Below are 16,616 nucleotides of genomic sequence, written 5' to 3'. Positions count from 1 at the left end.
CTGGGTCGGCCGTGTCCCGGTCGCTGGGCGGAGGTGTTCTCAGGAGACCGGAGGCTGTCCGGACCAGGCGGCGCGCAGGAGCCGGCCGAGGCCGTCCGCGGTCACCTCACGGGGGTTGGCGTAGGGATTGGCCAGCGCCACCTGGACGATCCGGTCGATGTCGCTCTCCGCCATGCCGAGTTCGCGAAGGGACCGCGGCGCACCGAGCCGGCTGGCGAGGTCCCACAGATGCGCGGCCGGGTCGGCGGAGGTGCCCAGGGCGCGGCCGAGCGCGGCCACCGCCTTCGGCGCGGCGTCCTGGTTGTAGGCGAGGGCGTGCGGGAGCACCACGGTGTGCGTCTGGGCATGCGGCAGGTCGAGGGTGCCGCCGAGGGCGTGGCAGAGTTTGTGGTGCAGGGACATGGTGGTGGCACCGAGGCAGGCGCCGCACAGCCAGGCGCCGTACTGGGCGCGGGCGCGGGCGTCGAGGTCGGTGCCGTCGGCGACGATGTCCGGGAGTGCGCCGGCGAGCGCGCGCACCCCTTCCTCGGCCATCAGGTCGATGACGGGTGAGGCGTCGGGCGCGTACAGGGCCTCGACCGCGTGTGCGATCGCGTTCATGCCGCTGGTCACGGAGACCGCCGCGGGCAGGGTGACGGTGAGCGCGGGGTCGTAGAGCACCGAGACCGGCAGCACGCGTGGATCCCGGCCGGTGCGCTTGACGCCGTTCTCCGTCAGGCCCCACACCGGTGTCATCTCCGACCCGGCGTACGTCGTCGGTACGGCGACGACCGGCAGTCCGTGCTGGAGGGCGACGATCTTCCCCAGGCCGATCGCCGAGCCACCGCCGACGGCGACGCAACCGTCCGCTTCCACCTCTTGCGCGCGCCGCTGGGCAGCGGCCGCCGACTCGGCGGGTACGTGCATCCGGGCGTGCGGGTGGATGTCCACCGCACGGACACCGATCAGACCGGCCACGGTCTCGGCGAGCTCCCGCTGTTCGGGCGAGCACAGCACCATGACCCGCTTGAGGCCTGCGTGGTCGATCTCGTCGGCGAGCCGGTCGAGGGCGCCGGTGCCCATCACCACACGCATCGGGAGCGCCTGGTAGCTGAAGTCGAGCGGGGTGTTCATCGGGCGTCCTTGTTCGTCTCGGGCTCGATCGCCTCGGGGTCGGTCGTCTCCGGCTCGACGACGATGTCGAAGTCGGCTGCGCGGAACGGGGCGGTGACCTGGTGCTCGCGGGCCTGCTCCGCGTCGTCGACCTGCACGAAGTCGACGACGAGGTTCTCCTTGACGGCGAAGACGGCGTCCGAGTCGAGGTAGGGGCCGTCGGCGACGAAGATGTGCGTGGTCAGCGGTCGGTGGCCGGCGGCCTCGACGATGAAGTGGATGTGGGCCGGGCGGTACGGGTGCCGTTCGGTGGCGTCTAGCAGCACTCCCACCGGTCCGTCCGTCGGAATGGGGTAGTGGCTCGGCACGATCGTGCGGAACCACACGCGGCCGTCGTCGTCGGTCCGGAACAGACCGCGTCCGTTGCCCAGCGGCTGGACGTCGGGCTGCTGCACGTCGTAGAAGCCGTCCTCGCTGCACTGCCAGACGTCGACGCTCGTTCCGGGCAGCGGGCTGCCGTCCGACGACGTGACGCGCAGCGAGACGACACAGGGTGTTCCGGTACCCATGAGGTCTATGTTGTCCCCGCTCTCCCGCTTCGGGGACTCCACGACATGGAACGGCCCGAGCACCGTGCTCTCGGTGCCGCCGCCCTGCTCGTTCAGCGTCTCGACCAGCATGGACACTCCCAGCACGTCGGAGAGGAGGATGAACTCCTGCCGGGTGGGATCGCATTTCTGCCCCACGGCGGTGAGGTAGTCCACGGCGTACTCCCACTCCTCGATGGTGGGGCGCAGCTCGTTGACGTAACCGTGCAGATGGCGAACGAGCCCTTGGAGCAGTTCACGCAACCGGGAGTCCGCGGTGTCGTGGAAGCTGTCGACAACCGCGGCGGTGATGGCCTTCGTCGCTTCGTCGGTGCCGGGCATGACATACCTCCAGTGGTGGCAGGCGCCTGTCGGCCGGGGCCGTGGCGCCGGTGTGCGTCGGCGGTCGTTCGCCTACCGCTCCGTGGGGCGCACGGGCGCTTCTGTCGAGCAGGCTCGGGCACCGGGCCGCGCCCGGGCCCGCTCCGCCCGGACGAGACCGGCGATGCGGACACGGTTCCTCTTCGTGGACGACGATCCGGGGCGAACCGGCTGAGGGAAACGCTACGAAGCCGCGGCCAGGGGCGATATCCGCGGAGCGCGACCGGCAGCCGAATCGCGCGACGAGTTCCGAACGGCCTGGGGGTACCGACGGTCGGAAGCGCGGAGGACTCGCCCCCACAGTCCTTGTGACAATGCTCTCAGCCACCCGATGACCTGGTATTTCCCGCCGGAATCCGCCGTTTCCCCCCTTGTTGACCGACCGCGTCGGAGATAACAATGGGGCATGGGCCGCTCCCTCTTGGCGAGCCACGTGCTGTGCCGCGATTCAGGCTTCGAGGACTTCCGCGAACGCCTCAACGACCTGTTCTATCCGGCGGACGTCACCCCGCTGTCGGGATCCGACGGCTCCGGCGGCGAACTCCGTGGCACACGCAGCGAGCACATCACCATCGGCATGATGACCTTCGGCCAGCGCACACGCGTCGATCCCGGACGGACGCCGTCGCACTACCACGTCAACGTCGTCCTGAGAGGCTCCATCGAGGCGGCCACCGGCCGCCAGGAGCTGACGGCCACCGCAGGCGACGCCATGGTCTTCACACCCACACAGCAGCACCGGCTGCTGAGCTGCGGCAACGACGCGAGGCACCTGGGCATCAAGATCGACCGGAGCCTCGTCGAGACCGAGCTCCAAGCCCTTCTGGGTCATCCGCTGCAGGCTCCGCTGGAGTTCGCGTTCGGTTTCGACATGACGACCGCGCCGGGCCGCAGTTGGCGCAACACCCTCGACCTGCTGCTGGCCGAGTCCGACAGCGCCGACGGGCTCATCGGCCGACGTCCGGTCCGGCAGCACTTCGAACGCCTGCTGGTGAGCGGCCTGTTGCTGGCCCAACCGCACAACTACACGGAAGAGCTGCTGCGTCCGCAGTCGCCCGCCTATCCGCGGACGGTCCGCAAGGCCGTCGACCTCATCGACGCCCGCCCCGAGACCCCGTTCACCGTCGGGGACCTGGCCCAGGCGGCAGGCGTCAGCGCCCGACGCCTCCAGGAGGGTTTCAGGGAGCATGTGGGCGTGACCCCGATGACGTATCTGCGCAACGTCCGTCTGGAGCGTGTCCACACCGAACTCCTGGCAGGCACCACGGGAGTCACCGAAGCGGCCGGACGGTGGGGCTTCACCCACCTGAGCCGGTTCTCCGCCGCATATCGCCGGCGCTTCGGAGCCGCACCCTCCGAGACACTTGCCGGATCCGACGGCCAGGACCGCGGTGAGCGGAAGGACCTCGGGCACGGCGGCGAACGTACGTCGGCATAGCCCGCGTCGCGAAGCGGGTGGTCACGCCGAGGAGCGGGCGTCGGCGACACGTCCTCCGTGGTCATGGCATTCGCCCACCGTACCGGGTTACGGCACTCCCCCATCGGAAGACGGCGTCCTGCCGGTGCCGGCGTCCCCGGCACGTCCGGCGCACCGGGTATGGCGCCATCGCCGAATCGGGCGATGGCGCCATAGGCAGGTGGGACTCACGGCTTCATGAGGTGTACCGCTCGCCGGTCTGCCGGGTTCGCATGGCTCCGACGCCGGGATTCGGCCTCGAACGGCCCCCTTGCCAGGGCCGGCGGACGTTCGACGACGGTCCGCGGTGACCCAGACTCGTGGTCGTACCCGCAGGCGAGGGCTGGTGGGGCGTTGTACGACGTCAGAGCCCAGCGTACGAGCATCCCCGTGCGCCGGGCCGGTTCCCTCCTGGCGACGCCGCGGGCCGTGTCGAGGACGACGAACGGCACGCAGACGACGTCGGGTTGCCCGCGCGATCGGGTCAGTAGGCGACGCTGAAGCGGGCCTGGCGGTGGGTGGGCTTGTCGATCTCGTCGACGAAGGCGATGGCGTAGTCGGCGCCGGAGATGAAGGACCTGCCCTCGGCGTCGGAGAGCAGCACGTCGCCGCCGACGCGGAAGACGCCGGTGCGCTCGCCCGGCACCCAGGCGCCGAACTCGGCGGCCGGGCTGACGTAGAACCAGTGCGCGTCCGTGTCGTCCGCCCGCAGTGCCTCCAGCGCCTGGGCGTGCGAGACCGCCTCTGCCTTGTAGGCCTCCGGGAAGTCAGGGGAGTCGATCAGCCGCGGACCGCCTTCGGCCGCGTGCAGGCTGCCCGCGCCGCCCACCACGCCGATCCGGGCACCGCCCTCGGCCGCCGCGGTCAGGAGCGAGGGGACGAGCGGGAGCAGGAACGGCTTGCCGTCAGCGCTGCCGTGGACCGCGACGACCAGCACGTCGGACTTGGCCGCCAGGTCGCGCACCAGGGCCTCGTCGTCGAGGGACCCGGCGACCGGGGTGACCCCGGGGCGGGCCTCGGCGGAGCCGGTGCGGTTGACCGCGATGACCTCGTGGCCGCGGCGCAGGGCCTCGTCGGTGATGTGGCCGCCGGCGTAGCCGGTCGCGCCGAAGACGGTGATGGCCGCCATGGGGGTCTCCCTAGGTGTGTGTCGCTGTTCTGTGCTCCAGCGCCGGCTAATTCGCAACCGCCGCGCTTACGAATCTAACTGTAACAGCAACAGGTACGGTTTCTCGCGGAGGCCGTACCATGGAATGCATGGCACAGCCCACGAACACCCAGTTCGCGGTCGGCGTGCACCTGCTCACCCTGCTGGCCGGGAGTCCCGGCGAATGGCGGGACTCGCAGTCCCTCGCCGTCAGCCCCGCGACCAACGCCGCGCACGCGCGTCGCATCCTCGGCCAGTTGCGCACGGCCGGGCTGGTCCGCTCGCAGCCCGGACCGCGCGGCGGCTGGATGCTCGAACACGACGCCGAGCGGATCGACCTGGCCATGGTCTGGCTGGCGCTCAACGGCGAGGACCCGGTCCTGGGCATGCACGTCCCGCAGCCCGACTGCCCTGCGGGCCGACGCGTCCACCACAGCCTCCTCGCGCTGGACCGGCGGGCACGCCGCGCCTTGCTGAGCGAACTCGCCCGCACGACCATCGCCGAGGTACTGCGCGAGGACATCGCGTTGGCGGTGGAAGGCGGCTGAGCCCGACGACGCGAGCGAACCGATCAGCATGCGATCAGGGCAACGGCTGATCCGCCCCCGGCCCAGACGCCTCCGCACATCATCGGGATCGGGTTTCACTGCCCCAGTCGGCCGAGCACCGGCCTGGTCCGTGTCCGTGACGACGTGGGACGCGTCGCCGAGTTGTCCGCTGTCTTTCGCGCGCGCCCTCCCGGCGGGGAGGGTTACACCGCCGTGGTCGAGCGCAGCGGGCGCAGAGCCTTGGCCACCCGGACGAGTTCGTCGAGCATCGCCGTCGCTGAGCCGGTCATGATGTCATTCGGCACCAGGCCCTCCTGCTCATCCACGAGCTGGTGTACGAAGGGCATCGACACCGACTCGAAGACCGGTGTCATCTTCAGGGTGGTCACCACCTGCTTGATCATCTGCGCGGCCCGGGTGCCCGCGGAGACACCTCCGTAGCTGACCAGGCCGACCGGCTTGTACTGCCACTCGCGATGCAGGTAGTCGATGGCGTTCTTCAACTCGGCGTTGTAGCCGAAGTTGTACTCCGGCATCACGAACACGAAGGCGTCCGCCTCCGCGATTTTGGCGCTCCAGTCACGGGTGTGCTGGTGGGTGTACTTGCCCAGGCGCGGGTGGTGCGGCTCGTTCATGAACGGCAGGTTCACCTCAGCCAGGTCCACCAGCTCAATCTCGTCGAATCCGGCATGTTCCCTGGCGTGGGTCTCGAACCACTCTCCGATGGTGAGGCCGATCCGCCCCGGCCGCGTGCTCGCGACGATGGTCTCCAACTTGGCCATGGAAAGTTCTCCAGTCGTTCGATACCGGGTGCGGGGGGGAAGAAGAAGGGGCGATGCTCCGCGCATCACGGCGGAGCATCGGCACCTTGGACGCGGGGGTCGAAGAAGGAAACCCGCGGTGTGGAGGATCAGAGGTAGTCGGGAAATTCCTGGTCCATCCCGAGCAGGCTCAGTGCGTACTCCTCGCGGTTCATGAGGACGTTGTTCAGGCCGTGGCGGCTGGCGACCTCGATGTCGCGCCACACCCGCTGGAGCGGGTTGGACAGTGCGAAGCTGCGGGTGCCGCCGATGTCCAGGAGCAGATCGACGGCGCCGCGGAAGCTGCGGGTCGCGACGGCGGCGTCACCGCGCAGCAGCGCCCGCTCGCCGGGTTCGAGGACCCGGCCCTCGTGGGCGGCGGTGTCGAGGGCGTCGGCGGCCCGCAGGAGATGGAAGCGTCCTGTGTCGATCGCCGCCCGCGCGTCCGCCAGAGCGAGGCGGTAGCTGGGAGCCCGGCGGATGTCGGGGTACCCGGCCGTGATCGGGCGGCCGGACTTCATCGAGGCCAACGTCAGGTCCCAGGCCGCTTCGGCCATGCCCATGATCGGTCCGACGATGCCCAGGCAGGCGCTGGTGGCGAGCGAAGCCCGGTATCCGGGCTCCTCCGGGAGCCACGACGTGAACCTCCTGCCCATGAAGACGTCCTGATCGAGTGTGAACTCGTGCGGAACGAACAGGTCCTTCGCCACGTACGTGTTGCTCCCGGTCCCGGCCATCCCCGCCACGTACCAGGTGTCCTCGATCGTGAGATCGGCCGCGGACACGAGGGCGTAGCGGATCTCCCGCATCTGCCCGGCGTCGTCCACCACGGCGAAGGCGCTCAGCGTCCACTGCGCCTGGTGGCTGCCCGACGCGAACGGCCACCTGACGTTGAGCCGGTAACCGCCGTCCACCTCGGTCCCCGCTCCGCCCGGTGTGAACTGGCTGATCGCCACGTTGTGGGGATCCGTGTAGACGGCGGCCCGCACCTCCTCGGGGAACATTCCCATGCCGAAGGCGGTGGTGTTCGCGATGAACGCGACCCATCCCGCGGACCCGTCACCACGGGCGAGTTCGGCGGAGACCTCGACGAGTGTCCGGACACCGCCGCCGGATCCGCCGGACGCAAGCGGCGTACAGGCCTGGAAGAGGCCGGCGGACCGCACCGCGTCGGTCACCTCCTGTGTGAGGCGACGACCGTTCTCCGTGCGTTCCGCGTTCTCCCGCAGGAGGGGGATCAGGTCATGTGCGGTGTGCACCAGTGTCTCGCGTGTACTTGCCGCATCGGCCGCCGCTTGCGTGGCGCTGACCGCGTGGACCGTCATGATGGGGCTCCGTTCCGGGGGAGGGTTCTGCCTGTCTTCGGCTCCGGCCGGAGGGCGGGAGCGCATGCGGGCGCGGTCGCGGTCGCGCTAACGCGTGCCCGAGACCAACTCGGACAGCTCGCTCAGCTGGTGCCAGGTCCGGTTGTGGTAGATCAGCGGACGCGAGGCGTCCGCCGGCGCGTGGTGCGCGTAGGTGGCGTTGACGACGACGAGCGTCGAGGCTCCGGCCGCGAAGGTGGCCGCGATGGTGCCGCGGATGCACACCGGGGCGGCGACGAAGTACGGCTCGCCGGTGGCCAGCCGGGTCCAGGCGGCGGTGTCGGCGAAGCGGTCCGCTCCGCTCGTCGCGCACAGCCGCGCGAGGTCGACCTGGTCGGCCCCCAGCAGGTGCACGACCACGGAGGACGACTCCAGGATGGTCGGCGTGGCCGAGGAGAGGGCCGACACCGAGAAGACGAGCAGCGGCGGCGTCGCGCTCACCGATATCACCGACGTCGCGGTCAGCGCGACCGGACCTCGGCCGGCATCGGCGGTCACGACCGCCACCCCGCCCGCGTGATTGCGGAACGCCTCACGGAAACCGTCCGCCGACAGGCCTGGTTCAAGAGAGGCTTCGTCGATCAATGCGACGTGCTGTCGCGTGTGACCACGATCGGTGATTTCAGACATCGGCGGCGTCTCCTGTCAACATCGACGAAACGATGTGTTCATGGAACCCGACATGCCGACCTGAGCTCTTGCCCGATCTCACCAAATCGTCCGGCGCCGACTGCGCCGACCGACCAACTCCGCGCGGGGCGACCGGCTACGCGGTCGGGGCAGCGGGGCCCGCGTCCGGGCCGATGACGGCCGCGAGTCGCAGGGCGACGCCCAGTTCGAGCTGCCGGGTCCTGACGGCGTGTCCGAGCAGTTCCTCCGCACGCCTGACGCGGTAGATGACCGTGTTCTTCGCGACGAACAGGGTGCGCGCCGCGTCCTGCGGTCTGCAGTTGCATTCCAGGTACGCCCGCAGGGTCTCGCGCAGCACACGCGGCGTCTCCCCGCTGTCGCCCAGCCTGCCGAGCTCGTCGTGCATGAAGCTCAGCGCCTCGCCCGGTTCGGCGGTGAGGAGCGCCACCAGGCGAACGTCGTGGTAGTCCACGGCCCGCCCGCCGCTGACCGCGTGGATGGTCAACTCGGCCACGCGCGCGGCGGCCTGCGCCTCGGCGTGAGAGGCCGCGAATCCCCGCAGGCCGGGGTGCGGTCTCCCCAGCGCGACGAGGACATCGGGGCACTCCGTGACGGCGGCCGCGAGCGGAGCGGACTGGCTGGTGACAGTCGCCCACGCCCAGACCTCCGTCCGGTCGACCACCATCACCAGATGTGCGGTCGCCCCCAGGCCGCGCAACGCCGACACGGCCACCTCACGCAGCGGAGCGGCATTCCCGGAGGCGGCTGTGCTCCGTCGGAAGACCATGCCGACGTGCGAGGAGCCTGCCAGGTCATAGGCGAGAACCCGGGACGCGGTCTCGGTGGAGACCTCCTCGCCCGCGAGAATCGACCGCACCGTCTCGTCCCGGCGCGCGTGCGTACTCGCCAGCCAGCGACGCTCCTCCGCGAGGTAGAAGTCGGTGATCGCGGCGTGGAACGAATTGGCGAACTCGAAGAGGATCGTGAACACCAGCTCCAGCTGCTCCGCCTGCTGGTCCGGCGGGACGATGCGTCGGCATGCGCCGAGATACGCGTCCGCGAGCTGCTCGTTCCCTGCGCGGAACCCGCTCAGGACCTGTTCCAGCGGCACGCGACGAGGGATCATGTCGATCACCTGTTGCTCGATCTCGCGTGTTCTCCCCGACTTTTCCGGCGCGCCGGACAGCACGGAGAGCAGCGTGGTGATGACGAACGACTCCGAGCTGGGCCGCAACGTCTGCACCGCGCGGTCCCGGCCGCCCAGCGGCAGCACTTCGCTCGCCCTCTCGCTGAGTTCGAGGGCGAGCTCGACCGCCCAGGCCACGGGCGCTTCGCCCAACCGGTCAAGGGCCGGTTGAAAGATCTCGGAGCTGCAGGCGGGAGCGGGCAAGTCGGTCCGGGTCGGTCGCAGTTCCCGGACCCATCGCCCCTCGACGGTCACCGGCCCGACCCGTTTCCCGGGCCCGCGGGCACGGGCGGCCGGCCTGGGCTCTCGGTCATCTGGGCCCACCTGGCTTCCTGGTCGGCGTGATCAGGACGAACACGGCCTCGCATCACTCGTACGGCAGTCGGAAGCCGTCCCTGTCGTTCACGCGCACCTTGGCCGGCCGACCTTCTCGGGGCCGAGGACGGCGGTCACCGCCGCAGCGGTGACGTCGTCCGGGGCGTTGCATACGATATCGCGCGCGACTCGGGGCTCGCAGGGCACGACCAAGCACCCCGTTCCTGTGCTCAGGCGTTCCGTGCCTGCCAGTCGCGCACGTAGGAGCGGCCGTAGTCGTTGCCGTGCGGAGTGCGCAGCACGGTGTGGACGTGGAACGGCTTCGGGGTGTCGTAGTCGAGGAAGACGCCGCAGTGGTGGTCGAGTTCGGCGATGAGGACGGGCGACTGGAGCCGGTAGTAGAAGACGTCGCCGGCCTCGTGACCGCCGATCCAGCTGAACCAGGTCTCGTCGAGGTGGCCGCGGATCTCGCGCATCCGGGCCGCGCGCGGGCCGTCGGGCAGCAGGGACACGAACGACTCGGCGATGTCCAGGAGGATCTCCCGGGCTCGCTCGGGCATGTCCGCGGCCCGCAGGCCCTCGACCGGGATCATCCGGTTGTCCTGGAAGGCGCCGGCGAGGTGCCGTTCGTCGCCGGGGTGGACGCGGCCGGGCGGCATGGCGGGGTCCACCATCCGCCGGTACACGGTCGCGGTGGCTCGCAGGCCCGGCGGGAGCGCGCCCATCAGGTCCGTGCCCAGACGGATCCGGTCGGTGAAGGCGGTCGTGCCGGCGCGGGGGCCGTCGTCGATCTCGTTGGGCTCGGCCCCCAGGAAGACCGGGCTGACGACCATACGCCCCTCGACGACCAGGCAGTTCACGGCGCAGTGGTGGCCGAACAGCTGCCAGCCCCACGGAGCCGTGGGGTCGGGTTCACCGTAGAGCGCGAAGTTGTAGCTGAACTCGTTGAGGATCGTCTCCAGGCCCACCACCTCGCCGAGGAAGCCGTTGATCAGCATCATGTCGTGCACGAGGCGGAAGCCCTCGGGGCTCAGCGACGCCTCGACCAGTGCGAGGGCCCTGCGCCGTACCTCGGGCGGCTGGAACTCCAGGCGGATACCGGTGTCGAACTGCAGGAACTCCGGGTTGGCCCAGGTCTGCCACTCGACGGCGTCCACGGGGTGGAGCAGCTCGGCGCGGCCGTCGTCGTCCAGGGCAGCCAGCAGGTCCCGCGCCGCGGTGACCATGTCGGCGACGGGAGCCTCCTCGCCGGGGCGGACCGGCTCCCGGGTGTGCACCTCGGGCCGGAGTGTGCCGTCCTCGGTCGTTCCTCGGAACTCGGCCAGTTGCAGGGGTTTCCAGCCCCGGATCAGCCCGCCCGTGAACGGGTCCGCCTTGGCCGCCTCTCGGTACTCGTAGGCGTCCAGGCCCCTGATCGAGGCCAGTCGTGGAGAGTCGGGTGCGTAGAGGTACTTGCGGTACTCGGCCGGCGACATGGCGGCTCCCCTGCGGTCAGTCGGTGTGGTTGTGGCGCGCGACGGCCGCACGGACGGCGTCCTCGTCCCCGGCGGCGATCGCCTCCACCAGGTCGGCGTGGATCCGCAGCCGCCTCGCGCGGTAGGCGTCGGCGTCGAGGTCGGCGGTTCGCGCGGTGGACGACGTGAGGTGCCCGAGCGTTCCGACGTAGACGGCGCGGGCCATCGTGTTCGGGGACAGCCGCGCGATGTGCTCGTGGAGTGCCCAGTTGGCCCGCACGAAGGCGTCCCAGTCCGGCGCGGCGGCCATGTCGTCCAGGGCGGCCCGCAGTGCCGGGATGTCGTCCGCGCCCGCGCACCGGGCGGCACCCACGGCGATCAGCTCCTCCAGGTGGGTGCGGAGTTCGACGGCGTCCGCGACCGTGCCGGGCTCGCCGGTGACGCTGAGCAGCGTGTGACGCAGCCGGACCACCGGGCTCTGGTCCGCGACGAACAGTCCGCCGCCGCGGCCGGGACGGATCTCCAGTACGCCACGGTCGCGCAGGAGCCGGACGGCCTCGCTGACCGTGGCGCGGGCCAGCCCGGACTCCTGCCGGATCTCCTCGATGGTTCCGACCGGCGAACCGGGGCCCAGACCGCGCATGCGGTCCTCAAGTGCCGCGGCGAGTTGTTCGGCCCGGGTGCCGCCGGGAACGCCGAGGCCGGCCAGCAGGGTGGTGCGTTTCTCGGTGACCATGGCGCCATTCAACCATAAACGTTATAACCTTTAGAAGGGTTGGACGGCGCTGTGCCGTCTCCGAACCAGGGAGTGCGGATGCGGATCGTTGGAGTGGCGTGCGGCGACGAGGTGCGGGTGGCGAGTCTGTCGCCCGACGACGGAAGGCTCACCGTGCTGGCCGGGCTGCGGGAGTTCTGGGCCGACCCCGAAGGATGGCTGGCCCGCCCGCCGGCCGACGGGTCCGTTCCGGTGGGAGAGGCGCGTCTGGTACCGCCGGTGCTGCCGGAGGCACAGATGCTGTGCGTGGGGCTGAACTATCTCGAACACGCCGCCGAGGGGTCCTACCGGGACCATGAACTGCCGGAGCATCCCACCCTGTTCGCACGCTGGACGCGCTCGCTGACGGTCGGCGGTGCCGCCATCCCCGTGCCCCTGACCGAGGACGGCCTGGACTGGGAGGGCGAGATCGTGGCCTGGGTGGGCCGGAGGCTGGTGGACGCGGATCCCGCCGAGGCGCTCGACGCGGTCGTCGGCTACTCGACGTTCAACGACGTCACCGCACGACGGGCGCAGAAACTGACCTCGCAGTGGATCCTCGGGAAGAACGCCGACCGCTCCGGCCCCTTGGGCCCGATGGTGCCCGCCGGTGAGGTGGGTGACCTGCGGGACGGGCTGCGGGTCCGGACCCGGGTCAACGGCACGACCGTCCAGGACGCCTCCACCAGCCAGATGATCCACCAGGTGGGCGAGACGCTCGCCCACATATCGCGCACCCTCACACTGCACCCCGGAGACCTGCTGGCCACCGGCACCCCGTCGGGCGTCGGCTACGCCCGCACGCCGCCTTGGCTGCTTCGGCCCGGCGACGAGGTGGAGGTCGAGGTCGAGCGCCTCGGGATCCTGCGCAACACGATCGTGGGCGGGGAGCACCGCAGGAACGTCCCCGACCGGGATTCGGCAGGCTGACCACATCCGGATCTCCGGCGCACCGGGGCTCCGCGGAGAGCCGAGCCGTACGGGTTCAACCGGCGGCCACGCCTCGCACCTCGCCTCTCCTGTGCGCGAGGCGGGCCGGAGTTCACCCGATGGGCACTTCCTCGGCGTCGTAGCCGTAGATCCAGCCGTTGCCCACCAGCGGGTCGGAACCCGCCAGTGCCGTGTCACGGGCCTGCTGGTCGGGGCCGTCGGGCAAATGGTTGAGGTCCCGGCGGCCGTGACTGATCTGCTGCAGGCGCGTGGTGCGTTCGACGCGCACCGCCTCGTAACGCTTCAGCGCCTGCTCGGGATCGCCGACCGATCCGGCCAGGCAGCGCGCAAGCACGGCGGCGTCCTCGATGGACTGGGCCGCGCCCTGGGCGAAGAACGGGAACATGGGGTGCGCGGCATCCCCGAGCAGGGTGGCCCGGCCCCGGCTCCAGTGCCGCAACGGCGCCCGGTCCAGCAGCGCCCAGCGGCCCGGGACACCACCAGCGGCGATCAGGTCCGTCACCCGCGGGTCCCAGCCGGCGAACTCCGCGTGGAACTCCTCGATGGTGGCCTTCGCGCTCCACGACTCGTCGGTGAAGTCACCGGCGGGAGCGAACGCGACGACGTTCACGGCCCGTCCGCCGCTGATCGGATAATGGACGAAATGCCGCCCGGGCCCGAGCCACAGGGTCTGGGCGGGCCGCAGGGCGAACTCGGGTGCGGCGTCCGCGGGCACGATGGTGCGGAACGCGCAGATGCCCGAGTACTCCGGCGGCGCGGGCTCGGCGACCATGCTCCGCACGACGGAGTGCACGCCATCGGCACCGATCACGACATCCGCCTCACTGCTGCTGCCGTCGGCGAAGTCCAGCCGCACACCGTGCGCGCTCTCGGCGACCGACGTGCAGCGGGCGCCCAGGCGAATCCAGTCGCCCGGCACCGCCGACTTCACGGTGTCGAGCAGGTCGGCCCGGTGGACGACGTACGTACGCTCGCCATAGAGCCGCTCGCACACCTCACTGAGCTTCTCCACCGACAGCACATCCCCGTCCGCCCACCGGCGGAACTCCCAGCCCCAGTCCAGCGCAACGGCCCGGCGCAGGAACCGTTCCATGACACCGAGACGGCGCAGCAGCCGTACCGCATTGGGCGCGACGACCAGCCCGGCACCGACCTCACCGAGTGCGGGCGCCTGCTCATGGACGGTGGCACTGAGCCCCGCCCGACGAAGGAAAGCCGCGGCAGCCAGACCACCGATGCCACCCCCCACGATGGCAATCCGCGGGCCGGACACGTGAACGGGCATGGTTCCACTCCTCTGCCTCAAGGGCGAGCATCCTGATGTGACGCCCGGATCCTCACTGAGGCGCCGACACCACCGAAAGAGCTATTGTCCATTGAACGGACACCGGAATCCGGCAGGTGTCTCCGAGAGCGGAGGACCGATGCCCCGTACCGGTCAGCCCGGTCGCAGCGTGAGTTCACGGCTGCTCGACGTGCTCTTCGCGTTCCGGCCCGGCCGGTCACGCCTGACCCTGGCCGACCTGACCAGGGAAACCGGACTGCCCCATGCGACGGTGCGCCGGCTGGCCCTGGAACTCGTGGAGGCGGGTGCGCTGGAGCGGGCGGCGGACGGCGGGTTCACCGTGGGCATCCGGTTGTGGCAGCTGGGCACACTGGCGCCGCTGAGCGTCCCGCTGCGGACCGCCGCGCTCCCGTTCATGGACGACCTGCACACCGCGTTGCGCCAGCACGTACAGCTCGCGGTGCTGGAGGGCACCGAGGCGGTGCTCGTCGAACGGCTGTCGGCGGGCAACGCGGTGGACGTCATGTCGAAGATCGGCGGGAGGCTGCCACTGCACTGCTCCGGCGTGGGCAAGGTGTTGCTCGCCCACGCCGGCCCCGAACTGATCGGGCAGGTCATCACGCGAGGTCTGTCCGCGTACACCGAACGCACCGTCACCGATCCCGCGCGGTTGTTGGAACAGCTGGACGAGTGCCGCGAGACCGGCGTGGCCGTCGTCCGCCAGGAGACGACACCCGGCGCCGACTCGGTGGCCACCCGGGTCCTCGACGCCGAGGGCAGGGTGGTCGCCGCTCTGTCGGTCGTCGTGAGCGCAGGTTCGGTCGATCTGCGGACGGTACGGCCGGCGGTCATCGCCTCCGGCCTCGCCGTCTCCCGCAGACTGGGCTGGCATCCGTCGGCGGGAGTCGAGCAGGCACGGATGCACGGCCCGGGTGACCGGCTCGTCAGGGACCTGCCCGCGGGAACGCCGGTTGTCCGGACGACAGGGCGGTAGGAGCGGGAGGTCGGCTACAAGGTGCCGAGGAAGATCTTCGTCGGACCTATGCAGGCTGCTCGCACAGTGGGTCCGCGAAACGTCGCTGTCGGCCTCGGCGCCGTCCCGCACGACCACTGCGGCCGTGACCAGCACGCCTACGGAGCGATCGTCCCGGAGCGAGTACCGGGTCATCCACAACGTGGAACGGCTCGCCGAAGCGATCCGCTCCTTCGGCCTGGACGCCCTCGTCGGCACCGTCCTCCCGACGTCGACCTCGGTGGCTTGTTCTGCGGACCCCGACGCTCTCCGACAGCGGAGGACCGATGCCCCGCCTCGCCGATGCCCCAAGCGTCGGCCTCCCGGTCGGCGAAGGCTGACGGCCCGTTGGACGAGGATGGCCGCCCAGTCGACGAAAACCCATCGGTCGCCGCTGTTCCGTGGCCCTCCCGGGAGGCACTTGATCTTCGGCTCTTGACCACGTGCCTGATCGGCCCTAGCTTCAGTTGGACCGTCTGCCGGTCAATCGGTCCGTATCACGGACCCTTCTGGCATCCGGACTCACGGCGACCGCCGCACCCACGAGCACGACAGGGAGCAGGGAGGTCGGCCCTGCCGCGCTGCCATCCCCGGGAGGCACGCGGTCCCATCGCCGCTCCTGACCGCGCCCTCGCCCGGCTCGTCGAGGTGCCCCGGATGTTCCGCGCATACCGGCCCGGCCGCCACCACTCCCGCCATGGACTGCTCTGAGAGGACGACCCCGATGACATCACCGGTCCGTATCGAGTACGAGAGCGACGGTGCCCTCGCGATCGTCGTACTCGACAGTCCGCCGCTGAACCTCTTCGACGAGGCGGTGTTCACGGCATGGGAGCGGGTTGTCGACGAGCTCGCCGCCGGCACCGATCCGACCCGCCCCGGCCGTGCCAGAGCGGTGCTGGTCGAGGCACGGGGCAAGGTCGTCTCCGGTGGCGTCGACGTGGCGACGTTCGGCGCGATCGCGGACAGCCCGGGTGCGGTTCAGCGCGCCGGGGCCCTGTTCGGGCGACTGGTGCGGATCGTCCAGGCGTTGGAGGAACTGCCGGTTCCGACGGTCTTCGCCGCGCACGGGCTGACCCTCACCGCGGCGTTCGAGATCGCGCTGGGGTGCGACATCCTGCTGGCCGCCGAGTCCGCCTCGTTCGGGCTGGTGGAGATCGTCGTAGGACTGACACCCTCGATGGGAGGGCCCCAGCGGCTGGCCGAGCGCGCCGGGCCGGCCAGAGCCCGTGAGCTGGTCTACACAGGGGAGCGCTATCCGGCGGCGACCCTGGAGCGCTGGAACGTGGTGAACCGGGTGCTTCCCGACGAAGGGTTCGCCGAGGCCGCGCGGGAGTACGCGCTGCGCGTCGCCGCGGGTCCCACCTGCGCCCACGCGGCGACCAAACGACTGGTCGCGACGGCGGTCCGCGACGGTGTGCGGGCCGCGGACGACGCCGTACCGGCGGTCTCCGGCGCGCTCTTCGCCACCGACGACCTGTGCGACGCGGTCGCCTCGTTCCTCCGCGACGGTCCCGGCAAGGCGACTTACCAGGGCCGATGACCGGCCGGTGAGCGGCGTCGGCTTCTGGCGCGGCAGCCCCTGCGGGCCCCGCGGCACCGAACTTCGTACACATGCACCCCAACGAGACCGTTGGGGATGCGATCGAGGTAC

General features: G+C 70.7%; 15 protein-coding genes. 5 read left to right on the top strand and 10 right to left on the bottom strand.

Going from position 1 to position 16,616, the window contains the following annotated elements:
• Nucleotides 1–39 precede the first annotated feature (39 nt).
• Together ABZ464_RS30205 and ABZ464_RS30200 are read right to left on the bottom strand one after the other, a co-directional pair.
• Nucleotides 40–1,113: a maleylacetate reductase gene (locus tag ABZ464_RS30205; protein WP_359281814.1), complete on the bottom strand. Its 1,074-nt coding sequence runs from the start codon at nucleotides 1,111–1,113 to the stop codon at nucleotides 40–42.
• Nucleotides 1,110–2,021, bottom strand: a complete 912-nt coding sequence (locus ABZ464_RS30200; protein ID WP_359281810.1) for a dioxygenase — start codon at nucleotides 2,019–2,021, stop codon at nucleotides 1,110–1,112. The genes ABZ464_RS30205 and ABZ464_RS30200 overlap by 4 nt, the downstream gene beginning before the upstream one ends.
• A gap of 445 nt (nucleotides 2,022–2,466) precedes the next feature.
• Between ABZ464_RS30200 and ABZ464_RS30195 the strand changes: the two genes are divergently transcribed.
• Nucleotides 2,467–3,498, top strand: a complete 1,032-nt coding sequence (locus ABZ464_RS30195) for an AraC family transcriptional regulator (protein WP_359281808.1) — start codon at nucleotides 2,467–2,469, stop codon at nucleotides 3,496–3,498.
• Between the two features lie 502 nt (nucleotides 3,499–4,000).
• Here ABZ464_RS30195 and ABZ464_RS30190 read toward each other — a convergent pair.
• Nucleotides 4,001–4,645, bottom strand: a complete 645-nt coding sequence (locus ABZ464_RS30190; RefSeq protein WP_359281805.1) for an NAD(P)H-binding protein — start codon at nucleotides 4,643–4,645, stop codon at nucleotides 4,001–4,003.
• Nucleotides 4,646–4,773: 128 nt separating this feature from the next.
• Between ABZ464_RS30190 and ABZ464_RS30185 the strand changes: the two genes are divergently transcribed.
• Nucleotides 4,774–5,211: an Rrf2 family transcriptional regulator gene (locus tag ABZ464_RS30185; RefSeq protein WP_359281802.1), complete on the top strand. Its 438-nt coding sequence runs from the start codon at nucleotides 4,774–4,776 to the stop codon at nucleotides 5,209–5,211.
• A 203-nt stretch (nucleotides 5,212–5,414) separates the two neighbouring features.
• Here ABZ464_RS30185 and ABZ464_RS30180 read toward each other — a convergent pair whose 3' ends face one another.
• The 6 genes from ABZ464_RS30180 to ABZ464_RS30155 all read right to left on the bottom strand — a co-directional run bounded on the left by ABZ464_RS30180 (nucleotide 5,415) and on the right by ABZ464_RS30155 (nucleotide 11,696).
• Nucleotides 5,415–5,993, bottom strand: coding sequence for an NAD(P)H-dependent oxidoreductase (locus ABZ464_RS30180; protein WP_359281800.1), 579 nt, complete (start codon nucleotides 5,991–5,993; stop codon nucleotides 5,415–5,417).
• A 128-nt stretch (nucleotides 5,994–6,121) separates the two neighbouring features.
• Nucleotides 6,122–7,336, bottom strand: coding sequence for an acyl-CoA dehydrogenase family protein (locus tag ABZ464_RS30175; RefSeq protein WP_359281797.1), 1,215 nt, complete (start codon nucleotides 7,334–7,336; stop codon nucleotides 6,122–6,124).
• A gap of 87 nt (nucleotides 7,337–7,423) precedes the next feature.
• Nucleotides 7,424–8,005 carry a flavin reductase family protein gene (locus ABZ464_RS30170; protein WP_359281794.1) on the bottom strand — a complete coding sequence of 194 codons (582 nt, stop codon included), beginning with the start codon at nucleotides 8,003–8,005 and terminating at the stop codon, nucleotides 7,424–7,426.
• 136 nt (nucleotides 8,006–8,141) lie between these two features.
• Nucleotides 8,142–9,344, bottom strand: a complete 1,203-nt coding sequence (locus ABZ464_RS30165; RefSeq protein ID WP_359281792.1) for a helix-turn-helix domain-containing protein — start codon at nucleotides 9,342–9,344, stop codon at nucleotides 8,142–8,144.
• A 392-nt stretch (nucleotides 9,345–9,736) separates the two neighbouring features.
• On the bottom strand, nucleotides 9,737–10,981 hold the full coding sequence (locus tag ABZ464_RS30160) for a DUF3500 domain-containing protein (RefSeq protein WP_359281790.1): 1,245 nt from the start codon (nucleotides 10,979–10,981) through the stop codon (nucleotides 9,737–9,739).
• A 16-nt stretch (nucleotides 10,982–10,997) separates the two neighbouring features.
• Nucleotides 10,998–11,696 (bottom strand): FCD domain-containing protein, encoded by a 699-nt coding sequence (locus ABZ464_RS30155; protein ID WP_359281788.1) that lies wholly within the window; start codon nucleotides 11,694–11,696, stop codon nucleotides 10,998–11,000.
• A 78-nt stretch (nucleotides 11,697–11,774) separates the two neighbouring features.
• On the opposite strand from ABZ464_RS30155, the gene ABZ464_RS30150 reads away from it, so the two are divergent.
• Complete coding sequence (locus tag ABZ464_RS30150) at nucleotides 11,775–12,644, top strand: fumarylacetoacetate hydrolase family protein (RefSeq protein ID WP_359281785.1); 870 nt, start codon at nucleotides 11,775–11,777, stop codon at nucleotides 12,642–12,644.
• A 112-nt stretch (nucleotides 12,645–12,756) separates the two neighbouring features.
• On the opposite strand, the gene ABZ464_RS30145 is transcribed toward ABZ464_RS30150, so the two are convergent.
• Nucleotides 12,757–13,950 (bottom strand): FAD-dependent monooxygenase, encoded by a 1,194-nt coding sequence (locus ABZ464_RS30145; RefSeq protein WP_359281783.1) that lies wholly within the window; start codon nucleotides 13,948–13,950, stop codon nucleotides 12,757–12,759.
• 169 nt (nucleotides 13,951–14,119) lie between these two features.
• Between ABZ464_RS30145 and ABZ464_RS30140 the strand changes: the two genes are divergently transcribed.
• Together ABZ464_RS30140 and ABZ464_RS30135 are read left to right on the top strand one after the other, a co-directional pair.
• Entirely contained in the window at nucleotides 14,120–14,944 is an 825-nt protein-coding gene (locus tag ABZ464_RS30140) for an IclR family transcriptional regulator (protein WP_359281780.1), read from the top strand.
• A gap of 742 nt (nucleotides 14,945–15,686) precedes the next feature.
• Entirely contained in the window at nucleotides 15,687–16,505 is an 819-nt protein-coding gene (locus ABZ464_RS30135; RefSeq protein WP_359281777.1) for an enoyl-CoA hydratase/isomerase family protein, read from the top strand.
• The last annotated feature ends 111 nt before the right edge of the window (nucleotides 16,506–16,616 follow it).

It is taken from the genome of Streptomyces sp. NPDC005820 (assembly GCF_040630255.1).
Lineage (GTDB): Bacteria > Actinomycetota > Actinomycetes > Streptomycetales > Streptomycetaceae > Streptomyces.
The sequence above is the reverse complement of the archived record's forward strand: the minus strand, read 5'-3'. Positions and strand labels throughout refer to the sequence as shown.

Excerpts from the sequence above, each read along its gene's own strand:
- ABZ464_RS30170 (WP_359281794.1), bottom strand. The coding sequence starts at position 8,005 with ATGTCTGAAATCACCGATCGTGGTCACACGCGACAGCACGTCGCATTG.
- ABZ464_RS30185 (WP_359281802.1), top strand. The coding sequence starts at position 4,774 with ATGGCACAGCCCACGAACACCCAGTTCGCGGTCGGCGTGCACCTGCTC.
- ABZ464_RS30160 (WP_359281790.1), bottom strand. The coding sequence starts at position 10,981 with ATGTCGCCGGCCGAGTACCGCAAGTACCTCTACGCACCCGACTCTCCA.
- ABZ464_RS30145 (WP_359281783.1), bottom strand. The coding sequence starts at position 13,950 with ATGCCCGTTCACGTGTCCGGCCCGCGGATTGCCATCGTGGGGGGTGGC.
- ABZ464_RS30180 (WP_359281800.1), bottom strand. The coding sequence starts at position 5,993 with ATGGCCAAGTTGGAGACCATCGTCGCGAGCACGCGGCCGGGGCGGATC.
- ABZ464_RS30150 (WP_359281785.1), top strand. The coding sequence starts at position 11,775 with ATGCGGATCGTTGGAGTGGCGTGCGGCGACGAGGTGCGGGTGGCGAGT.
- ABZ464_RS30155 (WP_359281788.1), bottom strand. The coding sequence starts at position 11,696 with ATGGTCACCGAGAAACGCACCACCCTGCTGGCCGGCCTCGGCGTTCCC.
- ABZ464_RS30195 (WP_359281808.1), top strand. The coding sequence starts at position 2,467 with ATGGGCCGCTCCCTCTTGGCGAGCCACGTGCTGTGCCGCGATTCAGGC.
- ABZ464_RS30200 (WP_359281810.1), bottom strand. The coding sequence starts at position 2,021 with ATGCCCGGCACCGACGAAGCGACGAAGGCCATCACCGCCGCGGTTGTC.
- ABZ464_RS30135 (WP_359281777.1), top strand. The coding sequence starts at position 15,687 with ATGACATCACCGGTCCGTATCGAGTACGAGAGCGACGGTGCCCTCGCG.
- ABZ464_RS30190 (WP_359281805.1), bottom strand. The coding sequence starts at position 4,645 with ATGGCGGCCATCACCGTCTTCGGCGCGACCGGCTACGCCGGCGGCCAC.
- ABZ464_RS30175 (WP_359281797.1), bottom strand. The coding sequence starts at position 7,336 with ATGACGGTCCACGCGGTCAGCGCCACGCAAGCGGCGGCCGATGCGGCA.
- ABZ464_RS30205 (WP_359281814.1), bottom strand. The coding sequence starts at position 1,113 with ATGAACACCCCGCTCGACTTCAGCTACCAGGCGCTCCCGATGCGTGTG.